The organism is Caulobacter segnis (assembly GCF_029543125.1).
Taxonomy (GTDB): Bacteria; Pseudomonadota; Alphaproteobacteria; order Caulobacterales; family Caulobacteraceae; genus Caulobacter; species Caulobacter segnis_D.
Genome location: NZ_JARQWW010000001.1, coordinates 576570 through 602869 on the forward strand (window position 1 = coordinate 576570; position 26300 = coordinate 602869).

A 26300-nucleotide genomic window follows, 5' to 3' on the forward strand; every position below is an offset into this window, starting at 1 on the left:
GACGTCTCTAGGGACGACGGTTGGTCTTGAGGGACTTCTCGTAAAGCCGATAGGTCTTATAGGGGGCGGCGCCGACCCGCTCGCAGATGTTCACCATCGGCGCGTTGTCCTCCAGGATCCAGGACAGCTCCACCTGGCGGTAACCCTTGGCCCGCGCGGCGGTCGCCGCCTTATCTATCAGATGGAAGGGCAAGATCATGCCGCGCTGGACGCCGGCGAACCGGCGGCGCACGCCCATGAGTGGCACGCGCGCGGTCTTCAGCCCGCGGACCTTCAGCCGCCACAGCAACTTGGCGAAGCCAAAGGGCAGCAACCGGCCGTCGAGATCGGCGATCGCCTCATTGACGTTGGGCAGGAGCACGATGAATCCGGCGTCCTCGCCGTCGATTTGGGCGAACCAGATCAGGTCGGGGTCGATGACATCCTTGAGCGCCTTGGCCAGATGGCGGGTCTCCGCCTCGGTGGTCGGCGTGTAGCCCCAGTTATCGGACCAGGCGTCATTGGCGATGTCCGTCAAGGTCGACACTTCCGCCTCGAGGCGTTTCATGTCGAGCTTGCGCAGGACAACGCCCTCGGGCGCGCCTCGCCGCACGCGGCGAAGCACCGCCTCGGGCAGGTCCTTGTCCAGGTCCACCAGATAGGCGCGCAGATCCTTGGCCTTGCGATAGCCTTCGGCCTCGATGCGCGGTCCGGCATGGGGCGCGTCATGACCCATCATCACCATCGGCGGCGCATCGAAGCCGCTGACCAGCAGACCCACCTCCTCGTTGACCGACAGATTGAAGGGCCCAAGGACGGTGTCGCAGCCCCTCTCTTTCAGCCAGGTCTCGGCCGCCTCGAAGAGCGCGGAGAAGACGGTTGCGTCGTCTTCAGCGCAGATCAAACCGAAGTGTCCGACGGTCCGTCCCGGCGTACCTGGCGCCAGGGCATCGATCTGCGCGCTGATGCGGCCCACATCGCGGCCGTCGCGCACCGCCAGCCACATCCGGACCTGGGCGTGCTCGAAGAAGGGATTGGCGTCGGACAGGGCCGAGAGCCGCTCCATGACGAGGGGCGAAATCCAGTTGGGATCTTTCGCGTTCAGCTGCATGGGGACGCGCACGAAGCGTTTGAGCTCCGCGCGGCTTTGCACGGGCACGATCACGGTCATGCCCATGGTGGTTTCGCTGTCATAGGCCATGGATGGTCCTGGGTCCGGTGGGGCTGATGAAGAGCGCCCGGACGCACGGCTGGCCGTCGACCATCGCCGCTCAACGAAGCGCCGCCGACGACCAGCCGGCGGCGGCTCCCCGATAGAAGGGGGCCGAGGGAGCGCCGGCGTCGGATGCAGGGGGAACGCCTCCGACCAGCCTCTTGTGACAATTGGCGGCGGGGCCGGCGCGGTCTTCCCGGCGGGCTTTAGTGCTTTCCTGCGCTCGATCGCGCCGCCGCATCGAACCAAAGAGCGCAGAATGCGCCGCGAAGCGCGCCGCCGGCGGCGCCAGTGTGGGCAGACGGCGGCGCCTGCGCCCCGTCGGCCCGGCTGACCCCCGGGCGACGCCCCGCTTGCCTTGGCTCCCCCAGCGACCGGCCGAAGCGGGGCGTCTGCGGGGTCCCGCAGGCCGGGCCAGCAGCCTGGCCGCCCTTATCACATGAGGATTTTTCATGACCGAACCCAAACACGCGCTCGTCATCGGCGGTACAGCCGGCATCGGCCTGGCGGTGGCCCGGCGCCTGGCCCACCGAGGCCAACGCGTGGTGATCACCGGCCGCGACGCGGGCCGCGCCCAGGCCGTCGCCGACACGCTTGGCCAAGGTCACCTCGGCCTCGGGCTCGACCTTGCCGAGCCGCAGACTGTCGCTGCGGCCCTGGCGGCCGTCGGCGACATCGATCATCTGGTGCTGAGCGCCGTGGAGCGCGACGACAACAGCGTCCGTCAGTACGATCTTGCCGGCGCCCAGCGCGCGGTGACCCTCAAGATGCTCGGCTACACCGCCGTCGTCGCAGCCGTCCATGCTCGCCTGCGGCCTGGCGCCGCCATCGTGGTCATGGGCGGCGTGGCCTTGCTGCGTCCCTATCCGGGCTCGACGACGGTTTCGATGATGAACGGCGCCGCCGTCGGCATGGCGCGGACCTTCGCGGTGGAGCTCGCACCCGTGCGCGTCAATGTCATCCACCCGGGTGCGGTCGATGGCACCCGCTCGGTGGAGACCAAGCCGCAAGCCTTGATCGATCAGGTCCTCGGCCGCACACCCGCAGGCCGTTTGGCGGACACCGGCGACATCGCCCAGGCGACCTTGTTCATGCTCGACTGCCCGGGGGTGAACGGCGCGGAGCTTTTGGTGGATGGCGGGTTCCATCTTTGCTGAAGCCGAGCCGGGAGGGCGAACACGGTCGCCCTCCCGGCGCCCCTTCGAAGCGATCAGACCCGCAAGGTCTGCCGCCCCGTCCCGACCGACACGAGCATCATGGCGGCAAGGCCGCCGACCGCCGCCAGCGGCAGCAAAAGGGCGGCGAAGGCCGACGGGTCCGCGCCACGCGCCACCACAGCGCCCGCCAGCAGGGGGCCTGCCACGGCGCCGAGGCGGCCGACCGCCACCGCCGCCCCGACCCCCGAGCCGCGCATCAGCGCGGGGTAGGCCCCCGCGGCCAGGCCGTAGAGCACGAACTGCGCGCCGATGATGAAGAAGCCGGCCGCGGCGGCCGCCGCAACGGGATGGCCGATCCCGAGAATGACGGCGGCCAGGGCGAGGCCCATGCCGACATAGGTGACTGTCACCACCAGGCCTCGGCGGGCCGCGTCGATCATGGCGCCGAGCATCAGCGCCCCGAGGATGCCGCCGCCGCTGAAAGCCAGGGCCGAGCCCACGGCCAGCGAACGCGCCACGCCGCGCTGCTGCATGAGCAGGGGCAGCCAGTTGAGCAGCAGATAGAGCAGCGCCAGGGTGGCGAAGAAGGCGGCCCACAGGCTGACGGTGATGAGCCGCCGATCCGCGGCGAACAGCGTCACGGGCAGGCTCGGCGGCGGCGCCGCTTGCGCCTGCCCGGTGATGAGCGGCGCTGGATGCAGCCACAGGACCATCACGACCGCCAGGGCGATGGGCGCCAGGCCGCCTACGTGGAAGACCCGCTCCCAGTCCAGGTCGGGCAAGGACAAGACCAGGAGGCTGGCCAGGACCCCGCCCACCGGCATGCCGACCGAAATGAAGGTGGTGCGCGAGACGCGGCGCTCGGCGGATCCCGCTTCGGCGGCCAAAGACAGCAGCATCGGAAAGGCTCCGCCGAGACCCAGCCCGGTGAGCACGCGCGCCGCCAGCAACCATTCCTTCGAGGGGGCCGCCGCCGTGACCAGCGAGAAGAGCCCGAAGGTCATCAAGGAGGCGACCAGCACCCACTTTCGGCCGACCCGGTCGGAAGCCCAGCCCCCGATCGCGGCGCCGAACAGCAGGCCAAGCGTGTTGCCGCTGAACACCCAGGCCAGTTCGCCGGGTGTCAGACCAAAGGTGTCGGACAGCCCGGCGGCCACCACGCCTGCGGCCTGCAGGTCGAAGCCCTCGATCACGGCCGCGGCGAAGCACAGGGCCAGGACCTGTCCATCGGCGGATGAGGACGCACGCCCCGGCGTCCCGGCCTTTTCGCGCCGATCCGGGCTCGCGGCCCGCTCCGGGGCTCGCCGGCTCACGACGCCGCCTTTGGGGTCAGGCGCACCGCGCCGTCCAGCGGCTGCGCCGCGTAGAGGGCCTCCACCGCGCTGGACCGCCGCCGAAGGACGGCGCGCTGGTTCAGCGCCCCCTTCTCGGTGATCTCGTCATGACGCGCCGAGGGCGGCTCCGGCTGGAGCGAGAAGGCCGCCAGCCGCATGCTGGAGCCGTGCTGTCCCGCGTTGAACAGCTCCAAGCGCACCCGGATCGCCTCCACCACGGCGGGATGACGGGCCACCTCGGCGTCGCTGAGCCCGGGCTCGCAAAGCGCACGGCACGCCTGCAGGTTGGGGAACACCAGGGCGGCGATGGCGGAACGGCCCTCGCCGGCGATCACCAGGTCGGACACAAAGGGGCGGCCCGCCTCGATGAGAGCCAGCCGCAGGGGCCCGACATTCACCCAGGTCCCGGAGGTCAGCTTGAAGTTCTCGGCCACCCGGCCGTCGAACACCAGGCCAAGGTCGGGACGTGAGGGATCGGCCAGACGTCCTGCATCGCCGATCCTGTAAAAGCCGTCCTCGTCGAAGGCCTCGATGGTCGCTTGTGGGCGACGCCAGTAGCAGGGCATCACATTGGGGCCGCGCACCCGCAGCTCCCCACGTCCCTCCCCGCTCGCCACCACCTTGACCTCGACCCCCGGAAGCGGAACGCCGATGGCGGCGGCTTCGGGCGCGTCGAAATAGAGCGCGGTCGCGCAAGGGGCCGTTTCTGTGGCTCCCCAGCCCCCGATGATCGGCGGCGGGTCACGCACAACAGCCGCAGCGGCTGCGATCAGCCGCTTTCGGATCGCCTCCGGCAGGCCGGCGCCGGCGTTGAACAGGAAGCGCACCCCCGAGAAGAACTGCCTGGCGAACTCAAGGTCGCTCTCCAGCGTCGGCAGCAGCGCCTCGTAGCCGGCCGGCACATTGAAGTAGACGCTCGGCTGCAAAGACCGAAGCGCCGTCACCGTGCGTCCGACGCCCTCGAAGGTCGGCCGTCCGTTATCGATATGCAGGACGCCGCCGTAGTAGAGCGCCAGGTTGAAGCACAGATTGCCGCCGAAGGTGTGGTTCCAGGGCAGCCAGTCCACCAGAACGGGCGGCTCTGAATGCAGGAACGGCCACACCTGTCCCAGGGCCTGCATGTTGGCCACCATCATGCGCTGGGTGTTGACCACGCCCTTAGGCGCGCCCGTGGAGCCGGAGGTGAACAACAACTTGGCGATCGTGCCGGGCCCGACCGCGGCCATGGCGGGCTCGACCCTGGCGGGGCGACGCGGGACGCCCTCGAGCCACGCCAGGCCGCTCAGCAGGGCTGTGGTCGTGGGATGGCCGCTGGCGGCCACGGCGTCGGCGATCTCGGTGGAGCCGGCAAGAACCAGTCCGGGCGTCACGTCGGCCAAGATCGCCGGCAGCTTGCTCCACGAGCTGGCGCCGGCGGCGGCGTAGGCCGGAGAAACGACCGCGGTGGGCAGACCGACCATCATCGCCCCGAGCAGGGTGACGGCATGATCGATCCCGTTGCCGGCGATGATCATCAAGGGCCGCTCGGCGCCCAGGTTAAGACCGGACAAAGCCTCGGCGCAGTCGCGCGCGGCGGCCAGGGTCTCGGCGAAGGTGATGCTGAGGCGCCGCCCGTCTAAGGCCGCCTCACTGAGGAAAGCGGCGTCGGGCCGTTCCTTGGCCCACCGCTGAAGACGCGAGACCATGGTCTCCTGAGAGGGGATGAAGGCGATGGCGTTGCGCAGCAGCATGTCGCCGCCGGGGGTGCGGTCGCGCAGAATCCGCGGCTCGGCGAAGGTTGCGCCGAAAGGCGCCGCCGGGCGGCTCGTGGCCAGTGTCTCTCGTCTCAGTCGCGCCGCCATCGGCCATACTCCATGCATCATGCCGCCCCCATCGATCCATGGAGCCGCGGCCAGGCTTGCCGATAGGCCGGTCCTGCCGCTTCTGGTCCGAACCTGCTGTCGGCGAGGAACGGGGCGGCGCGCGATCAGGCGGGCGAGGCCGGCGGCTGCAGGTGCGCCATCAGTTCGACGCCCTCCTGCTCCTTCGGATCGGTGCGGGCGATGACGGCGACGAACGGCGTGTCGCGGCTTGGATTGTAAGGCAGGTGCGGCATGCCGGGCGGGATGTAGAAATACTCGCCGGCCTTCACCCAGTCGTGGTGCTGCAGGGTCTCGCCCCACCAGCAGCCGGATCGGCCGCTGAGCGCATAGATCGCTGTTTCGTGGCCCGCATGCCTGTGGGCGGCTCCCGCTGCGCCGGGCGGGATGGTGACGACCTGCAGATGGATGGCTTGTGCGCCGGTGGTCTCGGCAGAGACGCCGACGGCGTAGCCGAGGCCCTGCTTGCCCTGGCTGGGCGCGCAGGGGCGCACAACGCGGCATCGAGAATCCTGGGTCATGGTCACGGTCGATCTCCTGGTGGGATCGCCGAGCCTAGACCGGCGCCGCACCTGCGCGGCGGCTCGCCGCTTACGGCTGTAGCCGTCGAGGGGCGCCATCGCCTACAGGCGTAACAGGGGCGCTCTGGACGCCGGCTGCGGCGCGGCCGACAAGCGCTGCGGTGCGAGCCGCAGACGACCTGCGGGCAAGGCAGAAGGACCCGTCATGACCGCCGCCCCGCTTCAGCTTCGACCGCGTTCTGGTCAGCGCGTTCTGCTGGTCTGCACCGCGGTTCTGGTCACCATCACCTGGATCAGCGCGGCGTTGTTCGCCGCCTACATCGCCGCCTTCTACGGCGGCGCGGCCGCCGACCACGCCCCGGAGCGCTGGAACGAACTGCTCCCCGAGCTCTACGAGCCCGGCCGGCCAGGCGCGGCGGCCGCCATCGGGCTTCACTTCGCCGCCGGCGGCGTGATTCTCCTCCTGGGCCCCATTCAGCTGCTGGGGCCGGTGCGGCGCCGTGCGCCGGCTCTGCATCGCTGGCTGGGTCGGCTCTATGCGGCCTGCGCCCTGATGGCCGGCCTCGGGGGTCTGGCGTTCATCGCCATGAAGGGCACGGTCGGCGGCCTGCCCATGAACCTTGGCTTTGGCCTCTACGGCGCCTTGATGGTCATCGCCGCGGTCCAGACCGTGCGCCATGCCGTGGCGAGGCGCCTTGATCGTCATCAACTTTGGGCCGCCCGCCTCTTCGCCCTGGCGATCGGCTCGTGGCTCTATCGGCTGGAGTACGGGTTCTGGACCGCCTTCACCGGAGGGCTTGGCCATACAGAGGGCTTCGACGGCTGGTTCGACGTGGTGATGTCGTTCTTCTTCTATCTTCCCAACCTGGCGGCGGCCGATCTTGCGGTGCGCAATCTTGGGCGCCCTGCGGCCAAGAGCGCCTGGCCGGCGAGCGCCGCCATGGCGCTGGCGGCCGCGGTGGCGGCGATCGGCGCCTGGGAGTTCACCGTGCGGATCTGGGCGCCGGCGATCCTGGCGCGGTTTTCGTGACCTCGTCATCGGCCAGATCGCGGGACGGATCGGCGCTTCGGCAAAGCTGATAGGTGACGGATCGGCGGCGCGCCGCCGGAGCATGCTTGGGACCGTCCAGGGTGAACCCGTGCGGCGACGCCGCGCGCAGGACATGGACGGGCCGCTGCCGCCAGATACCCTCGGGCGCGTCCCTGATGCGGCAGATCTGGTCGAAGACCACGGCGCCAGTCGTTCTGCGGCGCACCTTGGCCCGGCACGATTGGCGGCTGTCGCTCAGACCCGAGCCGTCGTGGATGAGGACGTCGCCCGACGAAGCCTTGCTGCAATCTCGGCCGATCGGCGCATAGACGCCGCGCGCGACGCCCAGGGTGTCCGGATGCCGGGAGGAAGCGCAGGCCGGGCTGCTGGCCAGTGCAAGGAGAACCAAGGATGCGATGCGCATGAGGCTGGACCTGAAGGAGTTGGAGGCGGTCTGCCGGTCGGCGCGCAGCCAGCGGATCGGAACCAGCGGCTTTGCGCCCCGCAAGCGAAGCCTTCGCGTTTCGCATCCGTCCAAGGTTCGCGGCGCGACCAAACCTGACCCGATTGGTCGCTTCGTGGCTCATCGTCGCTCAAATCCGCGCAGGATCAGTCGGGAATGAGCAGAAACCGGCAATATCCGAAGCGCCCGCCTGTGTGACGGATGGCGTCACGGTGCGGCGCAGGTTGTCGCCGCCCGGAGCGCCCCTGCCCGAGGGTCGTGCTCGACAAGGAGGACACCCCGATGACCGGCGCTCCGGCCAATGAGACCTCACCCGCCCGCATCCTGATCATCGATGATGACCGCGCCTTCGGCGACCTGCTGGCCGAATACTTCAGCGCGGCGCGCCAGCAGCCGGATCTGGCGACGACAAGCGCGCAGGCCCTGGCCAAACTCGCTCAGGGCCAGGACATCGTCATCCTCGACCTCAATCTGGGGCCCGAGGACGGCCTTGAGCTGCTGCGCCGGATCCGCAGCCGCTCCGATCTGCCGGTGATCATCACCACCGGACGCCGCTGCGAGGAGATCGACCGCGTCCTTGGCCTGGAGCTTGGCGCCGATGATTATGTCCTCAAGCCCTTCGGCCTTCGCGAGCTCCTCGCCCGCGTGGTCGCGGTCTTGCGGCGCAGACGGGCGCCGACGGCTGTGCGTCAGCCCAATCGGATCACGTTCGGGCCGTTTGAACTTGATCGGCTGACCCGCACCCTGCATTGCGAAGACGCCGACCCGGCCCTCTTGAGCCTCGGCGAGCAGGCCCTGCTGCTCGCCTTCCTCCGCGCCCCGGGCAAGGTGCTTTCGCGTGAGCATCTCTTGCGCGCCACGCGCGTCAACGAAGACGTCTTCGACCGCAGCATCGACGTGCAGGTCCTGCGCCTTCGCCGCAAGCTTGAGGCCGGCGCCCGCGGCGGCGCCCTGATCACGACGGTTCGCGGCGCCGGCTATGTTTTCGACCTTTCCGCCCTCCCCTCGGCGGCGCAGGCGCACAAGGAGCCTGCGCGGTCGGCGGCCTGAGCTTGCCCGACGCTTACCGCCGCCGCGGCGCGCCCGGCGCCTGCGCCTCGGATGACGGCGCCTGCGGATCCGTCTCGGGAACATCGATCAGGCCGAGCGCCACGTGGCTCCTGCGGTAACCATAGAGGAAATAGACGACCAGCCCGATCAGCGCCCAGCCCACGAACATCAACTTGGTGCCGCCGGGCAGGTTGCAGAACAGATAGAGGCAGCCGGCGATCGCCAGGGGTGCGACCACGAAGACGGCCGGGGTGCGGAACGGACGGCGGCGGTCCGGATCGGTGCGGCGCAGGATCATCACCGCCGCAGCCACCATGAGGAAGGCGAAGAGGGTTCCGGAGTTCGAGATGTCCGCCAGCACGCCTACCGGGAAGAAGGCGGAGAACAGGGCCACCGCAACCCCGGTGATCGCGATGATCACATAGGGCGTCTTGAACTTCGGGTGGATCGCCGACAGGGAGGCGGGCAGAAGGCCGTCGCGGCTCATGACGAAGAAGATGCGGGTCTGACCGAACATCATCATCAGCACCACCGAAGGCAGGGCCAGGCCGGCGGCGAGGCCGACAAGATTGCCGATCTCGCGCCAGCCGATCTGGCGCAGGGTCCAGGCCAGCGCCTCCTTGGAGCAGACCACCCGGGCCTCGCCCGCCGAGGCGCAGGCGGCGGCGAGTTCGGGGCTTCCGGGACGCAGGCCGACGCCGGCCGCATCCAGGAGCGGCTGCGCCCCCACCGTGCCGATCACCCCGGCGGCGACGATGATGTAGAAGGTGGTGCACACCAACAGGGCCCCGATCAGGCCGATGGGCATGTTGCGCTGGGGATCCCTGGTCTCCTCGGCGGCGGTGGAGACGGCGTCAAAGCCCACATAGGCGAAGAAGATCGATGCGGCCGCCGCGGACATGCCCGCCACGCCCAGCGGCGCGAAGGGCGTGAAGTTTTGCATTTTCATCACGGGGACGGCGAGGACCACGAAAAGCGTGAGCGCCCCGATCTTGATGGCCACCAGGACGGCGTTCACCGCCGCCGACTCCTTGGTGCCCTTCACTAAAAGAGCCGTCACCGCCAGCGCGACCGCCATGGCCGGCAGGTTGACCAAGCCGCCGTCCAGGGGCCCTCGGACCAGGGTGTTCGGAATATCGATCCGCAGCAGGTTCTCGATCAGGCCGACCACGTAGCCCGACCAAGCCACCGATACCGCTCCGGCGGCCACGGCGTATTCCAGGATCAGGGCCCAGCCGACCACCCAGGCGACCAGTTCGCCCATCACCGCGTAGCTGTAGGTGTAGGCCGATCCTGACACCGGAACCATGGCGGCCATCTCGGCGTAGCAAAGGGCCGCCACCGCGCAGACCAGGCCCGCAATGATGAAGGCCACCAGCATGGCCGGACCGGCCTTTTGCGCCGCCTCGGCGGTCAGCACGAAGATGCCGCTGCCGATGACGCTGCCGATGCCCAGGAGGATGAGCTGGATCGGTCCGAGCGACCGGTGAAGGGACTTCTTCCGGGCGCTGGCCATGATCGCGTCCAGCGGCTTGACACGCCACATGTGGGTCTACCCCGATTACGCACTACACTGAGGCGTCGCGCCCGGCTCACACGGAGGCAGCCCTTGGCGAGTGGTCGCGACGCACCGCTTATCGGCAAGCGGGGGCCGTCCGGTCTTGGCCGCCCCTGAGGCGCCTGGATGTTTTCTGAGGCGCCGAGGTTCTCTTCTCAGCTTGGTCCACGACGCTCAGTAGCGACGGTTCTCGCGCCGCCACAGGCCCGGGGTCAGGCCCGTCTCGCGCTTGAACAGGCGCGTGAAGTAGCTTTGCTCGGCGAAGCCGCAGGCCAGCGCCACCTCGGCGAGCGGCAAGTCGCTGGTGGCGAGCAGATCGCGGGCGCGCGCCAGCCTGCGGGCCTGTCGCCAGGCATGAGGTGTTGAGCCGGTGGCGATCTTGAAGCCGCGGGCGAAGTGCGAAACCGACAGCCCGCAGGCGGACGCCACTTCGGTCAGGGACAGGCTGTCGCCCAGATCCGCGCCCAGGACGTCTTGGGCCAGGCGGACCTGGCGGCCGGACAGCCGCCCCGGCGCCAGGCGACGGGCCGGTCGCTCCCCATGGCGGCTGGCGATGTGGGCCACGGTGCTCAGCAGCAGGTGCTGACCAAAGAGCAGGTCTCGCTGCGACGGATCTTCGACAGCCGCCAGCAGCAACGGCGTCAGGTGGCTCAGCAGCGGATCGGGCGGCAGCCACTCCCCCGTCGCCTGCAGCCGCGCCCACGCCTTGACGCCCGGCTCACTCTCCAGCGCTGTTAGCGCTCCTTCGGGGATGTAGAGGTGCAGGGAGTTGACGGCGCTGCGCGTATGAACGACCGCGCCGCCGCTCAGGTCCATGAGGTGGAAGGCGCCTGCGGACAGATCAGCGGTCCTGTGGTGCCGGCGTCCCATCCACATGTCGTGAGCGGGGTGATCGGTCAGCTGCACGACCAGGACGTGGGCGGCCTCGGGCGGGCGGGCCAGCTGCACCCCGTCGTGCTCGGGGGCCTGTCTGAAGCGAGACAGGACAAAGCTTCCTTGCGCCGTGGGCGCATGAATCTCCGGAACGTCGGCGAGGGGATCGACCGGGACGGCCGACAGCGCAGGGCGGTGTTTGGGATCGGGCATCGTGCGGGCGGGCGGGCTTGGTCGAGCAGGCCTGTGCGCCCGGTCCGGGACTGAAAAAGGGCCGCGCGACGCTGTTCGGCTACCACCGTAACACAGACCGGTTCGCGCACCACCGCGCGCGGTTGAGGCCGAGCGCAGGCGTCAGGCGCGAGCTCCCGCTGCGGTTCTCGCGCCCGACGCCTGCTGCCGCGGCGCCGGCCAGGCTCAGCCCAGCCAGGGCTCGGCGACAGGAGACACGGGCGGACCCACGAGCTTGTCGCCATCGAGATCAAGCTCGAACAAGAGTTCCGCCTGCTTCAGGCCCGGCCCCGCAAACACCTCTTCGCCCACGAACCGCCCGTTGTCGTCCACAATCCAGGCGTAGTGCTGCGCCTCGTGGGGACTGGCGTCGAGGACCCGCAGGCGCCCCTGATCGTCTTGCGCTGCGGCCAGCAGACGAAAGGGCCCCCGCTCGATGGACACCGCGCCCCACCCCTCGCGGTTGAGGGCGATCGGCTCGCCATCGCCGATGACGATGAAGGCCTTGCCCGAATGGCTGTCAGCCCAGAGCGTGACCTCGCCCGTGTCCTCGATCACGCGCAGCGGAGCCCCGGACACCTCGCCGTCTCCGTCGAGGTCCTTGCCGAACAGTCGCTCGGCGGACTTGATGGTCGACTTGTCGAAGACCTGCTCGCCGGCCCACATGCCCTTGTCGTCGAGGATCCAGGCGTAACGCTGCTCGGCGCCGGGCGCGGTGTCGAGCACGCGGATGCGGCCTTGGTCATCCACGCCGACGGCCGACAGGCTCCACCCGCCGCGGCTTAAAAGGACGCCCTCCGGGGCCGCCCCGGTCTTGACCGTAATGCGCGCGCCGTCAGCGGTCTCGATGAGGGCCAGGCCTGTCTTGGGGTCCATCAGCAGGCGCACGCCGTCATTGGCGGCGATCACCCGGATCGGGGCGTCGGCGATGACCCCGTCGCCGTCGAGGTCGAGGTTGAACACGCCCTCGATGGCCGCGGCGTCCTTGTTCGTGTGGGTCGTCTCCCCGGTCCAGCGACCCTTCTCGTCGAGAATCCAGGCGTATCGCAGCTCGTTGCCGGGATTGGTGTCGAGGACGCGCAACCGACCGTCGCCATCGCGGCCGACGCTGGTCAGGGTCCAGCCGTCATGTTCGAGTTTGATGGGCTCGTCGCCGCTGCGCACGATGGCGACGTACTTGATGGCGCCGCCCTCGGCGCTGCGGATATAGGCCGCGCCGTTGCCTGTGTCCTCGACGAGGTCGAGGCCCTGGTTGCTGCGCACGGTACGCAAGGCGCCGGTCTGGACCAAACCGTCGCCGTTGACGTCGACGCCGAACTGCAATTCGGCCGCCAGAACGCCGGCGGCGCCGTCATAGCGCACCTCGCCCACATAGCGGGCCTGGGCGTCGAGCACCCAGCCCCAGTGCATGTTGGCCACCTTGTTGGTGTCCAGGACCATGATCTTGCCGTCCTCGCCCCGGGCGATGGCGTTGAGTTCGCCCATGGGGTCGGTGCGCTTGACGTCCACGCGGCCGCCGAAGTCCCGGCGGATCAGCGCGATGGGGTCGTTGTCGCCGTCCTGCACCCAGGCGTGACCGGTGGTCCGGTCCATGAACAGGGACAGGCCGTCTTGCTCGGCCACCAGGGCCAGCTCGCCTTCGGGCGGGTCGATCGGCAGATCGGCGGGCACGTCGGCGGGGCGATCGATCGATCCCTTGTCGGCGTAATCGAGGACATGGCGCGCGCCCGCCGCATCGATGGTCACCAGGCTGTGGGCCGCCACCTGGAGCACCTTGCCGTCCGTGAAGGTCACGGTGAGCGTCTCGCCGCCCGGATTGAAGGCCGAATAGGACATCTTGCCGTCCTTGGCGAAGGCCGCCGCATAGGGGCTGTCAGCCCGCACGTCGGCCTTCACCGCGCCCAGGCTGCCCAGTGTCTTCAGCCAGGAAAGGTTATAGGCCCGGGACTCCCCGGTGCCGCCGGGGAAGTCGGGGTCCGTCTGGTAGGAGGCCAGGGCCGACTGCGGATCGGCGAGCGCCTCATACATCCAAAACGCCATCTTCCAGTCGCGCGGCTCGCCGCCCATGGCCGCGCGGATCTCCTGCATGGCCTGGCGCACATAGGCGGCCTCTTCGGCGTAGAAGAGCGAGCCGCCGTTCATGGGCACCATGTTGATCCCGCGCAGCTGCGCCGGATCGGCGGGGAACCAGGTGACCAGGCCGCTGCCGTCGCCCCAGACCTGGGTGATCCCGTTGGGCTCGAAGCCTTCGGGAAAGACCTTTTCGTCGACATCCCACCAGTACTGCTCGACCGCTTCGCTTTCGACGGCGTGCAGATAGAGCCCTACGGTCTCGATCTCGGTCTGACCGGTCACCGCGCCCCAGCGCGCCACGGCGGCGGCGAAGTTGAGCGATTCCGACGCCGATTCCTGATCGCCGCCGGCGGCGAAGGCGCTGTGGCCCGAAGCCCAGCTGTGGCCGGCATAGGGATCGAAGGTGCGCAGATAGTCGTAGGCGCTGTCGCCGCGATCCCAGTTGGCCGCGGAGCGCACCAGCTCGTTGACCATCTCCTTGTGCTGCTCGCCCCAGGCGGGGTCGAACTGCGCCACCGTGGCGGCCGCATAGATCAGGTAGCCGAAGTGGAAGTGCTGGTCGTTGAGCGAGGTCGTGGATTCGAACTCGGTCTCCGGATAGCCGATCAGGGTCGACCAATCCTTGTCGTAATAGAAGTAGTTGCCGGTCCCGTCGGTGGCGTCGAACCAGTCGTTGAGCATGGACCTGACCTCGTCCACGAGCAGGTCGCGCGCGCGGCCGTACTCGACCTGCTGTGCGATCTGGGCGAGGTCGGAATACTTGGCCAGCTCGCGGGCGCGCCGATAGGTGTCGTTGCTCTCGGTGAAGCCGTTCTCGAGGAGGCCGCGCAGGCTCTCGTGGACGAGGCCGCGAAGTTCGGCCGCGTCAGCCTCGGAGCCCACGAACGGCAGGACCGGGAGGATTTGATCGAGCTGGTTGACGGCGGTGAAGCTCGAGCCTTCGAGGACCTCCATCTCGCCGCGCACCGAGGTGTAGGAGAACTCGGTCAGCTCGTCCTGGCTGGCGATGTATTGGTGACGATAGAGGGCCAGAAGCGGGTCGGCCGAGAGATCCCCGCCGCTTTCCTTGAGGGTGACGTCGACGTCGAAGGTGGTGGTCGCCGTGCCGGCCGCCTTGTCGATGGCGAAATCGGCCGAGGTGTCGGTGACGAAGGCGTAGGCGTGCTTGCGATACGCCATCAAGGTGTCGATCGAGGCGTCAGGCAGGACGGCGATGGAGAAGTAATCCTTGCCGTCCAGATCGGAGACCAGACCCTTGGCGGTGAACGACCACTGCGCGCCGGTGGGGCCGAAAACCCCATAGGATGCGCCGTTCACGGTCAGGCCGACGACCCCGTCCTCGGCGTACCAGATCTTGCCCGGGCCGGCGTAGCCGCCCTCGGACGTCTCGTCGACGAAGGTCGTGTCGGAGCCAGGCGCGTCCCCGGGGGTCGGCGCCAGAGCGCTCTGGTCATCGCCCGGCGTGGCGCCGCCGCGCACGAACAGCGGCCCGTCGACCGCCTTGCCGTCGATGGTGAGGCCCGACAGCGGCGGATCGATCCAGCTGTCGGCGCTGTCGGTCTTCAAGGTGATGTCGCCCGTCCCCAGGGCCTGCCAGACCTCAAGCTTGATCGTGCCGTTGGTCATGTCGCGCATGGCGCCCGTGGTCTTCTTCAGACCCAGCGCCTCGGTGTAGTCCTCGTAGGCGCTGATCGGATCGGTGGCGTAGAAGTTGTAGGTCTCGACGCGGTCGTAGCGCCCGTCGCCGTTGAAGTCGTAGGACACCCGCATCTGCGCGCCGTCGCCCACGTGCTGGCCGGCGTCCACCGGCAGGCGAAACTTCAGCCCTTCGCCGTTGGCCTGCCCGGAGACGCCCTTGATCACATAGGTCAGCGGATCGACGGGGTTGTCGATGGAGACGACCGGGCGCTCGTTGATGTTGATGACCGCGTCGGCGTCGCCGGTCCGCGTGACATAGGTGAACGGCAGACCCTTGCCGAAGGTCATCTGCATCTGGCCCGCCCAGTCGGCGGTGGCCGCCCAGTCGCTGGCGTCGGCCAGGCGCGTCTCGGCGGCGTTGAGGCCGGCCAGACCGACCGTCAGATCGACCCCATGGACGGCGTTGTAGCCCACATCGCGGATCTCCAGCTCCGGCTTGTAGCCGATCTCCATGCCCGCCGCGGTGGCCTTCAGGGTCATGGGGTGGGCGTACATCGGCGCCGAGTGGGGATCGCCGAACTTGGAGAAGGCAAGAGAGGTGAAGAAGGCGTGGGTGGGGACCGGGCCGGTGAAGCCGTCGGTCACCTTGGGAACGGCGGGCGATCCGTCGCTCATGATCGGGCCCTTAACGCCCGTGGGAAGTTCAAGAAAAATGCTGTCGCCGCCGATCGGCTTGGTCTGCGCCATGATGGAAATCCCCTAGGTTCGGGCGGCGCGTGTCGGGACGTCTTCGCCCTACCGGGCGAGACCGATCACGCGCAACGCCGGTCAAGCTCCGCTCAGGGATAGGACCGACGAATTGGGGCGGCCATCGGATTTGGGTTTCAGCTGTAACGCTGCAAATTTTGCGTGATTTCATAGGCCTAGCGACGAGCCCGCACGGGGCCGACCGGCCGATCGGCTCCGGGATGCGCAACGGCTCAAACGCGAAAAGGCGCTCCGGGCGGGTGACCGAAGCGCCGACCGCGCAGGGTGATCCGCGGCCCGGGCAAGGTGTGTCGTCGCCCGAGGCCTCGCTGGATAGCCGGCCGGCGCCCTGCCGCTTAGATCGTTTCGGGTGAGGTTGGCGATATCCTGCCGTCGCAGCCGCGCGTGACCCTGCGGCGCGTTCAAGCCGTCCCCGCCAAGGCCGTGGTGAAATGGCTCTTGCCGGGTTGCGACGGAACAGACGGGAGGGTTACGATTTCCCGCGCTCCGACCAGGCCCTCAGGGTGCATTGCGTTGTCGGTGAACAGTCGGCGCCAAAGGCCTTGCTGAGGGTCGCCAACGACCAGGCCTCGCGTTGATCATCCTCGCCGGCGACAGCGTCTTGAGGAACCCACAGGGCGTATTCTCGCATGTGGGCGTCCGCCGCGGTGAACAGCACGCATATGTCGGCCGCGACGCCGGTCAGCACCAACCGGTTGACGCCGAGTCTCGGCAGCAGCACCGGCAGGGTCGTGCCGTAAAAGCCCGAGACATGAGGCTTGATGACGAAATAGTCCCGCTTTCGCGGAGCGATCTGCTCCACGATGCGCCGGCCGGGCGCCTCCGGAGCGGTGCAGGCGGCCACGATCCGCGATGAGTCCGAACGCCAGTGCCCGTAATTGTCGTTGACGTAGAGGGTCGGCACGCCCAGCGCGTCGGCCTGCGCCCGCAGCTTCAAGGTCGCCTCCGCCACCCGATCCATCTTGGGCAGCAACTTGTCGGCTCCCGCAAAGTCGAACGGGTTGATCATGTCGATGATGAGGAGGCCGACGCCCTCAAAGGCGTCGGACTTGATGGGAGCGGCGTCCGCGTCCTGCGTCATTGGCCCGTCTCCGCCTCAGCCGCCCGCGCCCGGAAACGGGCTCGTCTTCAGAAGACCCGCCAGGTGGGCGGCGTTCGTCGCCGCCATCCTCGCGGTCTTGTCGACCATCTCGGGGACGGTCTTCAGATCCTTGAAATCGGTTGATCCCATCGCCTCGCCCACCCAGTAGCAGGCGGCGATCGCCGGAATGGTCCAGCCCACGTCGTTGAGCGCCTGGAAGATCAGCGCCGATGAGGCGTGGGCGCCGTCCTCGTTGCCCACGATCGCGCACAGCACGACCTTGCCGTAGGAAGGCATGCGTCCCTGGCCATCGGTCTCACTCAAAAAGGCGTCCATCCGCTCCATGACCCGCTTGGCCAAGGAGCTGGGCTGGCCCATCCAGATGGGCGTTCCGAAGACGAGCACGTCGGCGGCCAGGATCCGCTCGCGCGCCGCTGGCCAATCGTCGCCCTCGCCTTCGTCGGAGGTGACGCCGGGCTTGATGTTCAGCGCGGCCATCCGAAGTGTCGGCTCAACCTGCGCGCCGATGCCTTTGAAGGCCTTGCGAAGGACGTCGATCATCGCATCGGTTGAGCTGTCGCCCTCAACCTTGAGCGTGCAGTTGATGGGTTGAACGCGAACCGCCATGTCATCCTCCGGAGCCACCCGGGTTCAAGTCGCGCGTGCGGTCCGGTGTTCCCCAGGGACGCGGCGGACGCCGACTGCGCAGGCCTCAGCGGGCAGCGACACGCCACAGTTTGCGGACGCCGCCGCCGGCGTCTTGATCGAAGCGGCCGGCGAAGGTATCCGGCCGGTCGACGACCTGCGGGAGCCTCGGCCAGACGCGCTTGCCGGCGAGGCGGCCGCAACGGAGCTGGCGGCCCGGCTTCGTCATGGATATCGGCCTGACGTGTGGCCTGGTTCTGTTTCGGTCCGGCAAACGCGGGCCGGGCTCGCCGAAACGGCGTCTACTCGTCCACGCAGGCCTCGACGAGAGCGAGCTTCTAGCGCGTGCGGGCATCCACGCGACGCCAGTTGGCGATCAGGCGCGCGCCTTCGTCCGAGGCCAGGATGGCGTCCAGACCGCTGCGGTCGACCCTGACCGCCTGGGCGTGTCCGCAGGAACCCTTCGGGGAAGATGCAAGGCCCTCGAAGAACCAGGTGAACGAGACGTCCAGCGCTTGGGCGATCTGGTAGAGTTTGCAGGCGCTGATTGCCCCCGCCCTCGTACGTCGGATCTGCTGAAAGGTCAGCCCGACCATCTCGTCCAGCGCCGTCTGACTGACGCCCCTGAGCTTGCACTGCAGACGTACACGCCCTCCTAGATGGACATCGGCGGCGGCCTCGAGGCGCCGTTGGGGAGCTTCGATGCGGACACAAATCGCGCCCTCCGCAGATCGGGTCGACTTAACTCGTCAGATATGGCATAAAGATACTTGTATATCGTCATATATGGTTTTTTATGGGCTCTCCCAAGTCAAAGCCTGCATTGGAGCGATTGGGCCGCGATCTGCGAGGGGCCCGGTTGAGACGCGGCATGGCCGTTGCGGACCTGGCCGTGCGAGCAGGCACATCGGCGAGCACCGTGGCTCGCCTGGAAAAGGGCGAGGCCGGCGTGGGTATCGGAGCGCTGGCGGATGTGCTCGTCGCCCTGGGGCTTGTTGATCGGCTGGCCGCTCTGATCGACATCCGATCTGATGACCTGGGCCTGGCCCTCTCCGAGCAACGCGTGCCCAAGCGCGGACGGTCGTCAAGCGCGCGCCTTCGCAAAGCCGCGGCAGCGGATCAAGACGCGACGCGCGGCAAGACGGATGTTATCGATCCGGACGGAGCGGCCTTCTGATGACGGACTTTTCCGCTCAGGTCGCGCTCGGCGAAAGTCTGACACCTGTCGGACGGCTGCGCTTCACCCATACTGGGCCCCGTCAGTTCTCGAACTTCACCTATGATCCGGATTGGATCGCAGATGCGCGAGCCTTTGCGCTTCAGCCCGACATGCCGCTGGATGAAGGTAACTTCTTCGCCTCGGGACAGCCGGGTCATATGAGAGATGCTTTGACGGGCGTTTTCTCGGATGCAGCGCCGGACACTTGGGGGCGCCGCCTTCTGGAGCGCGCGTACGGCGCCGGGTTGTCAGAGTTTGAATACCTGACCCTGTCCGATGACGCCTGCCGGCAGGGCGCTCTTCGCTTTGTCGATGACTCCGGCGAAGTCATTCGCGGCGCGGCCGAAGCGGTTCCGCGCCTTGTTGATCTCGAAGCCATCACACAGATCGCGCGGGCCTACGAGCAGGGGCAGGAGATCTCCGCTGCGGACATCCAGACGCTCGCCGGCGCGGGAGGCTCCGGCGGCGCACGTCCCAAGGCCAATGTCGCAGATGGCGACACCCTTTGGCTGGCGAAGTTCACCTCGGCCCATGACCAAGCTCCGATTGAACGCGTGGAGGTCGCTACTTTGCGATTAGCCCGGGCCTGTGGAATTCGAACACCAGAAGTTCGCCTGGAATTGGCAGGCAGCGACTTCCCGGTGGCTCTGATCAGAAGATTTGATCGTCGCGGAAAAGCCCGTATCCCCTACATCTCGGCACGAACCGCGCTGGTGAAAACCGGCGTCGACCTTGGCGCCTATACCGAGATTGTCGATTTCATTCGCGGGTGGAGCGCCGACCCCGCGGCGGATTTTCGCGAGCTGTATCTGCGCCTGGTCTTCACCATCTTGGTCTCCAACAAGGATGACCACCTGAAGAACCACGGGTTCCTCTATGTCGGCGGCCAGCGCTGGCGTCTGTCTCCCGCATTCGACATAAACCCGGCGCCGGATCGTAACCCTCATCTGGAGACCGCGATCATGGAGGGCGGAACGCACGAGCGGTCGATCCTCTTGGCCCTGGAGGCCTGCCCCTTCTTCGAGATGCGGGAAACGGAGGCTCGAGCGATGATCAAGGCCACCGCTGAACGGATCGCTGCCGATTGGCGCGAGGCGCTCCGAAAAGTGGGCGTGAGCGGAAATCTCGCCCGGGCTTACGAGCCCGCTTTCAACCACGCTGAAGCTGATATCGCTCTTTCGCTATAAATGGTCAGCTTTAACCAATATTCTCCTATCAATTCACATTCGATAATATCGTCACAAGAAGTCGCCGGCCAAATTTCATAAATGGCGGGCTCAGCCGCTATGCCGCTCGCCTCTCAAGTCAACGGGCCGGACGTCGCCGTGCCGTGACTGATGTCGCTTATCTGATGGACATGGCCCTCGGCGAGGCGCCTCAACAGCCGATTGACCTTGTGGGGGTCTATGGCGGGACCGCGGACACGATCTTCTAGCGCGCGATGACACGTCATTTCGCGCGCTCGTCCATGACTCCGGGCGTGCATCGGCGTTAGGCCGGCGCGGGGTCGACCAGGCATGTGGCGGCCGCAGCTTGGGTCGTGACCGGGGTCGTGCGGCACACTCAACCGGGGGTCGGCTGCAACTCGTCATGGCATCAGGTGTTGTGGCCCTGCTCGCCCGGTAGCGGGCGCCAATCCGCAGAGTCCGCCCGCAATGGCCCAGGCCGCCAGCCCCTCACCCGCCGTCGGAGAAACGCTCGCCCCGGGGGCCCGAAGCCGCCACGCCAGGCGATCGGCAAGCCCCCAGCCGCCAGCCTCGGCCGTGGCGCTGACTCTTGCGCGCAGGCTTGCAGGCAGCAGGACGAGCCTGGTGCACCTGGCCTCCAGCGAGCGGCGCGCCGAAGAGATCGGCCGGGCCCTGGCGGGCTTCGCTCCCGAAGCGGAGGTTCTGGTCCTGCCGCCCTGGGACTGCCTGCCTTACGATCGCGCCTCGCCGTCGCGCGATATCATGGGGCGCCGCATGGCCGTGCTGCGGCGGCTGGGCGAGCCGAGGGGGCGTTGCGTGCTGATCACCTCGCCCGAAGCGATCGTCCAGAAGCTGCCGCCCGCGCCGGTCGCCCGCGAGGCTGTTTTCGACCTTGAGCGCGGCGCACCGCTTGACCGCGCCGATCTGGCCGCCTTCGCGTCGAGCGCCGGCTATGTGGCCGATGACCGTATCGATGAGCCGGGCGAGATCGCGTTTTTGGGCGATGTTATCGACGTCTTCCCCGCCGACTCCGCCCGTCCGGTGCGCATTTTGCTCGAGGCGGGCCGCATCGCTCAAATGCGCATCTATGACCCCCTCAGCCAGCGCTCGCAGGGCGAGATCGATGTTCTGCGCCTGGGTGCGGCCAGTGAACTGATCCTTAAGCCCGACGCATCCGCACCTGCGCCCGACCGCATGGCCGGCGACGAGCACGCCATGGCTGAGCATTACCAAGGCCTGGTGTCGCTCTTTGAGCTTTTGCCGAAGGCCCTCTTGTCGACCGACGCCAAGGCGCCGGCCAGGCTGGCCGAGGTGGAGGCCAATGTGCTGGACGCCTTCGAGGGCCGCCGGGCCCTGGGCGGCGAGGCGCATGCGCCCTGCGGTCCCGACGCTCTCTATGTCCTCGGCGCGGCCCTGAAGACCGCCCTGGCAGGCTGGCGGTCCGTACGCCTGGCCATGGGCGCCTTTGCGCCCATCCCCGGTCTCGCCCAGGCGACCAATCCCGGCCGGGCGTTCTGCGATCTGGTCGAACATCATCGCGCTGCCGGGCGGCGGGTGGTGCTGACCGGCCTGCGTCAGGAGCTTGGACCGCTGAGCCGCGCCCTGGCCCGCGGCCTCGACGTGAAGCCTCAGCCCCGCGACGACTGGGCCGCGGCGGTGCAAGGTCCGCCAGGCGCGGTCGTCGCCGTTCAACTCGATCTCGACACGGGCTTTGTCGAGGAACGCGCTGATCTTGCGGTCATCGCCGCCAGCGACGTTCTGGGCGGCCGCACCGCCGCTCGATCGACCGGCGCCATTCAGGACCTGCTGACCGAGCCGGACCTGCGGCCGGGCGATGTGGTCCTGCATGAGGATCATGGGGTCGGCGTGCTTCGAGACCTCGTCCGGATCGAGATCGACGGCGTGGGCCACGACACCCTTCAGATCGAGTATCACGGCGGCGACATTCTTCAGGCGCGGGTCGAGGAGATCGGCCGCATCTGGCGGTATGGGGCTGACGAAAGCGCGGTGACCCTCGATCGTCTCAAGGGCGAGGGGTGGGCCAAGCGGCGCGCGGAGGTCCATCGTCACCTCGAAACCGCGGCCGATCAGCTCGTGGCCCTTGCAAAGGCGCGCGCCGATCGGCGCTGCCCGCCCATCGCGGCGCCCAAGGCGGCCTACGCCAAATTCGCGGCGCGCTTCGCCTATCCCGAGACGCCGGATCAGTCGGCCGCCATCGAGGCGGTATTGAGCGATCTGGCCAGCGGCCGGCCCATGGACCGGCTGGTCTGCGGCGATGTGGGGTTTGGCAAGACCGAGGTTGCGCTGCGCGCGGCGGCGGCCGTCGCCCTGAGCGGCCGCCAGGTCGCCATCGCCGCGCCCACCACGGTTCTGGCGCGCCAGCACATGGAGACCTTCAAGCGCCGGTTCGCCGGAACGGGCATCGTGGTGGCGCATCTGTCGCGGCTGACGGGATCCGCCGAGGCCAGGATGGTGCGGCAAGGTCTGGCGAGCGGCGAGATCGGGGTGGTGATCGGCACGCAGGCCCTGGCGGGCAAGGATGTCGGCTTCGACAATCTTGGCCTGATGATCATCGACGAGGAGCAGAAGTTCGGCGCCCAGATGAAGGCCAGGCTGCGGGATATGGCCAGCGACGGGCACATCCTCACGCTCACGGCCACGCCGATCCCGCGCACCTTGCAGGCGGCGATGATCGGCCTGCAGGATGTCAGCATGATCGCCAGCCCGCCGGCGCGCCGGCGTCCGATCCGCACCTTCCTGGCGCCGTTCGACGCGGCCAGCCTGCGCATGGCGCTCATGCGCGAGAAGCGCCGCGGCGGCCAAAGTTTCGTGGTCGTCCCGCGCATCGAGGACATCGCGCCGCTGGCCCGGCGCCTGGAGAGCCTGGTTCCGGAGCTCGCCGTGCGCATAGCCCATGGCGACCTTCCCGCCGAGGAAGCCGACGCGGTGATGGTCGGCTTCGCCGACGGCCAGGGCGATGTGCTGCTGGCCACCAACATCATCGAAAGCGGCCTGGACGTCCCGCGCGCCAACACCATGATCGTCTGGCGGCCCGACCGCTTCGGGCTGGCGCAGCTCCACCAGCTTCGCGGCCGGGTCGGCCGCGGCCGCGTCCAGGGGGTGGCCTATCTTTTGTCGGACCCGGACGAGGCGTTGTCTGACGCCACGCGGGCGCGGCTGGCGACGCTGGAGGCCTTCGACCGCCTCGGTTCGGGCCTGGCGATCAGCGCAAGGGACCTGGACCTGCGGGGCGGCGGCGATCTCATGGGCGAGGATCAGGCCGGCCATCTGCGGATGGTCGGTGCAGGTCTTTACCAGCGCCTTATGGCTCAGGCCCTGCGGGTCGCACGCGGCGAGGCCGAGGGCGACGAGTGGACGCCCGACATCGACCTGGGCGCGAGCGGCTCTTTGCCACCGGACTATGTTCCGGATGCGGTGACGCGGATCAATCTCTACGCCAGACTGGCCCGCCTGGAGCAGGTCGGCGAGATCGACGCTCTTGAGGATGAGCTGGAGGACAGGTTCGGCCCGCTCCCCGCGCCCGTAAGCGCCTTGCTGGATGACGCGAGGCTTCAACGGCTGGCCAGGATGGCGGGTGTGCGCCAGGTGCGGGCTGGTCCCCGGGGCGTATCGCTGGTCATGAGCCAGTCGACCCCAGGCCAGGCGAAGGCTCGCCTGCGGCGCTGGCGCGAAACGCTGAGCATCGTCGAGGACAAGCTGATCGTGAGCCAGCCCGGTACAGAAGAAGCTGAACGCCGGGCCCTGGTGCAGGACCTGCTCATCGCCCTGGGCGCGCCGGCGCCCAGGCAGGGCAGGTCGCGGGGCCGCGCGCGAGCATCCACTGGCGGCGGCGGCCAGACCAAGGACTTCGACACGCCTTCAGCGCCGCGTTCGACGACCGGGACGGCCCGGAGCGTTTGACGGGTCCGCGGCAAGCATCAGCCCGCGAGCGCGGCTGGCGACCGTTAAGCTCCAGGAGGCGTTATGCGGGCTGCCGGCCTTTGCGCTTAACTCAGGCCGGCCGGGGCCTGCATGTCCCGGGCGGTGGGGGACCTGAGCGTTCCAACGGCTGTCCGACGCATTTCAGTTGTGTTGGGCGCCTGCCGCGGAGCAGGCTGACCGCCATCATGGTTTCAGGTGGGGCACCGAGATCCGAAGCCTGGCGCGCGCAGGGCGACGATGGTCGACTGGCGCTGCGACTTTTCGATGAGCCCGCCAGCTTCGAGAATGCAGCCGACGACGGTGTTGGAGTTGCGGGTCAGCAGGCCGTAGGTCACCGCCTCGTCGGCCAGGCGCTGGCGCGCCCTGTCGAGGCGCGCGTAGGCCCGGGCGATGTGCTCCGGATCGTCAGTGACCAGACGAAGCTCGTGCAGGGCCTGGCCTGAGCTTGGAAAGTCATAGGCCCGGGGGTCGTAGAGCGCGATGACGGCGGCCAGGTGGTCACGGTCGACCAGGGCGCCGAGCTTTCCGTTCTGGCTTGCCGAGAAGGTGAAGGCCGGTCCCCGCGGCGGCACGATCAGGATGTAGGCGTGCCGGGGAAAGAGCAGATAGTGGGCCGCATACTTGGTGACGGCGACGAGCGGCGCGGTATCAGGCCCCAGCGCATGGGCGCCCACATAGACGCCGGCCGGCAAGGTTCGCGCATCGATGCGCCCGAAGCGGCGAAGGATGTGATCGGCCATGACGTGGTCGAGCAGGAAGACGCCGTCGGCCGCCGCGGCCGCGTGGTGGGCGAGGATGGCCGCGCTCGAGGGCCGTGGGCCCAGGCGCTGACCATGGACCGCCGCGAACGCGCGATCGTCGACGCGCCGCCCTTCAGCAGGGCTGTATCGCAGCACCGCCAGCTCCTGGCGGGTGCGGGCGACAGGATCATCCCCCCGAAACGTCAGCAGGGACAAGGCGAGATTGACGGCGGCGAAAACGGCGATCACAGCAGCGGCCGCCATAAGGCAGCGTCCGGTCATCCTGACCCACCAGGCGCCGCGATGCCGTGCCTGCGGCGACGCAACGGCCTTCGAGCTTCTGGCGATACCGGGACGCAACCGTCTCATGCCGTGCCGGAAGCCTTTGTCAGGACGTAGCATCCTGAGTTCGCGGCCAAGTCAGGACGGCCACGGCGCCCGGATCGGACGGGGCGATGTCATAACGCCCGCCAAGTTGCTGGGCGAGGCCCGACAGGATCCGCAGGCCGAGGCTCTGGGCCGCCGCGGGATCGAAGCCCGGCGCAAGGCCGACGCCATCGTCCTCCACGGTCAGACGCCGGCTTTGCGCACTGTCCTGAAGGCGCACCTGCACGCGCCCGCCGCGATCGGGGAAGGCGTGCTCCAGAGCGTTGTTGACGCTCTCCAGCATGATGAGGACCACAGGCGTGGCCTCCTCGGCGCCGAGCACCGCGTCGCTGGCTTCGATCTCCACGGTCACGTCCGATCGCCCCGCCAGGGCCAGGGCATCGTCGATGACCTCGCGGGCCACGACGTCGAAGGGGACTGCGCGCCCGTCGCTGTCGAGCAGATTTCGTTGCAGGCGCGCGATCATGGCGGTCCGCGCCGCGGCATTGTCGAGCACGCGCCTGGCGCCGGCATCGGACGTGGTCCGCGCTTCAAGTTTCAGAAGGGCGCTGACGACCTGGATGTTGTTGGACACGCGATGCTGGACCTCGCGCAGCAGAAGATCGCGGCTTTTGGCCAGGGCGGCGTTGCGCTCCACCTGGACGGCCAGTTGTCGGCTCGCCTCGTCCATGCCGACGATGAAGAAGATGTCGACCGCGACCACGAAGACATAGAAGGCCAGGGCGATGAGAGTGGCCTCGCTCAGGTCCGGTCCCGGCGGCCCGATCCACAACCACCAGCCGGTCAGGCCCGACAGCGTCGCGGTCACGATCGCCGGCCGCAGCCCGGCGAAGTAGGCCGCAAGCACAACGGCGGGAAAGAACGTCAGAAACGGAAAGCCGGGCGCGAACCAGTGGGCCAGGGCGTGGCGAACGGCGAACGCGGCCCCCCAGGCTGCGACCGCAAAGCCGTAGGCCCGCCACGGCGAGGTTCTGAAGACGTCTCTGTGCAAGCCTGATCTCCGCGAGCGGGCCCGCGCCTGCTGCAGCGGTTCTTCCAGACAGGGTCGACTGTGTCCAGCCTACGACGCGACTGTCGTCAGCGCTTTTGGCGCAGATCGCGGGGCCGCAATGGATCGCGGACAGCCTGGAGGCGGCGCGGTGCTCAGGCGACCGGCGATCCGCCAACGGCCGGCTCGCTCCTGGGCCGGGCGACCGCAAGTGCGTGCATGAGAAGCGCCGGCTCGCCTGTGTATTGTCGGCGACGGCCGCCGTAATTACGGGCGGCGACGAAGAACCGGCAACCCCCTCAACAGCAATGCCTGACTGCGCCCCCAAAATGACTGGGGCGCTCCATGAGCGCCCCAGGGTTGG

General features: G+C 68.5%; 19 protein-coding genes. 6 read left to right on the forward strand and 13 right to left on the reverse strand.

What is annotated here, in order from left to right:
- Window positions 1-7 precede the first annotated feature (7 nt).
- Window positions 8-1180: a dATP pyrophosphohydrolase gene (locus P7B02_RS02830; protein WP_277784785.1), complete on the reverse strand. Its 1173-nt coding sequence runs from the start codon at window positions 1178-1180 to the stop codon at window positions 8-10.
- A 464-nt stretch (window positions 1181-1644) separates the two neighbouring features.
- Between P7B02_RS02830 and P7B02_RS02835 the strand changes: the two genes are divergently transcribed.
- Window positions 1645-2349 (forward strand): SDR family oxidoreductase, encoded by a 705-nt coding sequence (locus P7B02_RS02835; RefSeq protein WP_277784786.1) that lies wholly within the window; start codon window positions 1645-1647, stop codon window positions 2347-2349.
- Window positions 2350-2402: 53 nt separating this feature from the next.
- Here the strand turns inward: P7B02_RS02835 and P7B02_RS02840 are convergent, their stop codons facing one another.
- The 3 genes from P7B02_RS02840 to P7B02_RS02850 form a co-directional block, all read right to left on the reverse strand.
- On the reverse strand, window positions 2403-3662 hold the full coding sequence (locus P7B02_RS02840) for an MFS transporter (RefSeq protein ID WP_277784787.1): 1260 nt from the start codon (window positions 3660-3662) through the stop codon (window positions 2403-2405).
- Window positions 3659-5524, reverse strand: a complete 1866-nt coding sequence (locus P7B02_RS02845; RefSeq protein ID WP_277784788.1) for an AMP-binding protein — start codon at window positions 5522-5524, stop codon at window positions 3659-3661. Before P7B02_RS02845 ends, P7B02_RS02840 begins: the two co-directional genes overlap by 4 nt.
- Before the next feature lie 125 nt (window positions 5525-5649).
- Complete coding sequence (locus tag P7B02_RS02850; RefSeq protein ID WP_277785166.1) at window positions 5650-6063, reverse strand: cupin domain-containing protein; 414 nt, start codon at window positions 6061-6063, stop codon at window positions 5650-5652.
- 205 nt (window positions 6064-6268) lie between these two features.
- Here P7B02_RS02850 and P7B02_RS02855 point away from each other — a divergent pair, with 205 nt between their 5' ends.
- On the forward strand, window positions 6269-7093 hold the full coding sequence (locus P7B02_RS02855) for a DUF2306 domain-containing protein (RefSeq protein WP_277784789.1): 825 nt from the start codon (window positions 6269-6271) through the stop codon (window positions 7091-7093).
- On the opposite strand, the gene P7B02_RS02860 is transcribed toward P7B02_RS02855, so the two are convergent.
- Window positions 7047-7601, reverse strand: a complete 555-nt coding sequence (locus P7B02_RS02860; RefSeq protein ID WP_277784790.1) for a hypothetical protein — start codon at window positions 7599-7601, stop codon at window positions 7047-7049. The two genes, P7B02_RS02855 and P7B02_RS02860, sit on opposite strands and share 47 nt — an antisense overlap.
- 237 nt (window positions 7602-7838) lie before the next feature.
- On the opposite strand from P7B02_RS02860, the gene P7B02_RS02865 reads away from it, so the two are divergent.
- Window positions 7839-8606 (forward strand): response regulator transcription factor, encoded by a 768-nt coding sequence (locus tag P7B02_RS02865; protein ID WP_277784791.1) that lies wholly within the window; start codon window positions 7839-7841, stop codon window positions 8604-8606.
- Window positions 8607-8619: 13 nt separating this feature from the next.
- On the opposite strand, the gene P7B02_RS02870 is transcribed toward P7B02_RS02865, so the two are convergent.
- The 6 genes from P7B02_RS02870 to P7B02_RS02895 form a co-directional block, all read right to left on the reverse strand.
- Entirely contained in the window at window positions 8620-10152 is a 1533-nt protein-coding gene (locus tag P7B02_RS02870; protein WP_277784792.1) for an amino acid permease, read from the reverse strand.
- A 186-nt stretch (window positions 10153-10338) separates the two neighbouring features.
- Window positions 10339-11250: a helix-turn-helix domain-containing protein gene (locus tag P7B02_RS02875; protein WP_277784793.1), complete on the reverse strand. Its 912-nt coding sequence runs from the start codon at window positions 11248-11250 to the stop codon at window positions 10339-10341.
- Between the two features lie 204 nt (window positions 11251-11454).
- Complete coding sequence (locus P7B02_RS02880) at window positions 11455-15726, reverse strand: glycosyl hydrolase (RefSeq protein ID WP_277784794.1); 4272 nt, start codon at window positions 15724-15726, stop codon at window positions 11455-11457.
- A 490-nt stretch (window positions 15727-16216) separates the two neighbouring features.
- Entirely contained in the window at window positions 16217-16828 is a 612-nt protein-coding gene (locus tag P7B02_RS02885) for a cysteine hydrolase family protein (RefSeq protein WP_277784795.1), read from the reverse strand.
- A 15-nt stretch (window positions 16829-16843) separates the two neighbouring features.
- Window positions 16844-17455, reverse strand: coding sequence for a flavodoxin family protein (locus P7B02_RS02890; protein WP_277784796.1), 612 nt, complete (start codon window positions 17453-17455; stop codon window positions 16844-16846).
- A gap of 356 nt (window positions 17456-17811) precedes the next feature.
- Window positions 17812-18189: a helix-turn-helix domain-containing protein gene (locus P7B02_RS02895; RefSeq protein WP_347276636.1), complete on the reverse strand. Its 378-nt coding sequence runs from the start codon at window positions 18187-18189 to the stop codon at window positions 17812-17814.
- Between the two features lie 80 nt (window positions 18190-18269).
- Here P7B02_RS02895 and P7B02_RS02900 point away from each other — a divergent pair, with 80 nt between their 5' ends.
- The 3 genes from P7B02_RS02900 (at window position 18270) to P7B02_RS02910 (ending at window position 23800) form a co-directional block, all read left to right on the forward strand.
- On the forward strand, window positions 18270-18650 hold the full coding sequence (locus tag P7B02_RS02900; RefSeq protein ID WP_277784798.1) for a helix-turn-helix domain-containing protein: 381 nt from the start codon (window positions 18270-18272) through the stop codon (window positions 18648-18650).
- Complete coding sequence (locus P7B02_RS02905; protein ID WP_277784799.1) at window positions 18650-19879, forward strand: type II toxin-antitoxin system HipA family toxin; 1230 nt, start codon at window positions 18650-18652, stop codon at window positions 19877-19879. Before P7B02_RS02900 ends, P7B02_RS02905 begins: the two co-directional genes overlap by 1 nt.
- Window positions 19880-20503: 624 nt before the next feature.
- The gene (locus P7B02_RS02910) at window positions 20504-23800 is read left to right on the forward strand and encodes a DEAD/DEAH box helicase (protein WP_277784800.1); all 3297 of its coding nucleotides are present in this window, start codon (window positions 20504-20506) and stop codon (window positions 23798-23800) included.
- A gap of 212 nt (window positions 23801-24012) precedes the next feature.
- Here the strand turns inward: P7B02_RS02910 and P7B02_RS02915 are convergent, their stop codons facing one another.
- Together P7B02_RS02915 and P7B02_RS02920 are read right to left on the reverse strand one after the other, a co-directional pair.
- Window positions 24013-24843, reverse strand: coding sequence for a hypothetical protein (locus P7B02_RS02915; protein ID WP_277784801.1), 831 nt, complete (start codon window positions 24841-24843; stop codon window positions 24013-24015).
- Window positions 24844-24949: 106 nt separating this feature from the next.
- Window positions 24950-25939 carry a sensor histidine kinase gene (locus tag P7B02_RS02920; protein WP_277784802.1) on the reverse strand — a complete coding sequence of 330 codons (990 nt, stop codon included), beginning with the start codon at window positions 25937-25939 and terminating at the stop codon, window positions 24950-24952.
- Window positions 25940-26300 lie beyond the last annotated feature (361 nt).

What these genes read in the sequence shown, in the direction of transcription:
- P7B02_RS02830 (WP_277784785.1), bottom strand. Translation starts at nt 1,180, where the DNA reads ATGGCCTATGACAGCGAAACCACCATGGGCATGACCGTGATCGTGCCC.
- P7B02_RS02835 (WP_277784786.1), top strand. Translation starts at nt 1,645, where the DNA reads ATGACCGAACCCAAACACGCGCTCGTCATCGGCGGTACAGCCGGCATC.
- P7B02_RS02845 (WP_277784788.1), bottom strand. Translation starts at nt 5,524, where the DNA reads ATGGCGGCGCGACTGAGACGAGAGACACTGGCCACGAGCCGCCCGGCG.
- P7B02_RS02850 (WP_277785166.1), bottom strand. Translation starts at nt 6,063, where the DNA reads ATGACCCAGGATTCTCGATGCCGCGTTGTGCGCCCCTGCGCGCCCAGC.
- P7B02_RS02855 (WP_277784789.1), top strand. Translation starts at nt 6,269, where the DNA reads ATGACCGCCGCCCCGCTTCAGCTTCGACCGCGTTCTGGTCAGCGCGTT.
- P7B02_RS02865 (WP_277784791.1), top strand. Translation starts at nt 7,839, where the DNA reads ATGACCGGCGCTCCGGCCAATGAGACCTCACCCGCCCGCATCCTGATC.
- P7B02_RS02870 (WP_277784792.1), bottom strand. Translation starts at nt 10,152, where the DNA reads ATGTGGCGTGTCAAGCCGCTGGACGCGATCATGGCCAGCGCCCGGAAG.
- P7B02_RS02875 (WP_277784793.1), bottom strand. Translation starts at nt 11,250, where the DNA reads ATGCCCGATCCCAAACACCGCCCTGCGCTGTCGGCCGTCCCGGTCGAT.
- P7B02_RS02880 (WP_277784794.1), bottom strand. Translation starts at nt 15,726, where the DNA reads ATGGCGCAGACCAAGCCGATCGGCGGCGACAGCATTTTTCTTGAACTT.
- P7B02_RS02885 (WP_277784795.1), bottom strand. Translation starts at nt 16,828, where the DNA reads ATGACGCAGGACGCGGACGCCGCTCCCATCAAGTCCGACGCCTTTGAG.
- P7B02_RS02890 (WP_277784796.1), bottom strand. Translation starts at nt 17,455, where the DNA reads ATGGCGGTTCGCGTTCAACCCATCAACTGCACGCTCAAGGTTGAGGGC.
- P7B02_RS02900 (WP_277784798.1), top strand. Translation starts at nt 18,270, where the DNA reads ATGGGCTCTCCCAAGTCAAAGCCTGCATTGGAGCGATTGGGCCGCGAT.
- P7B02_RS02905 (WP_277784799.1), top strand. Translation starts at nt 18,650, where the DNA reads ATGACGGACTTTTCCGCTCAGGTCGCGCTCGGCGAAAGTCTGACACCT.
- P7B02_RS02915 (WP_277784801.1), bottom strand. Translation starts at nt 24,843, where the DNA reads ATGACCGGACGCTGCCTTATGGCGGCCGCTGCTGTGATCGCCGTTTTC.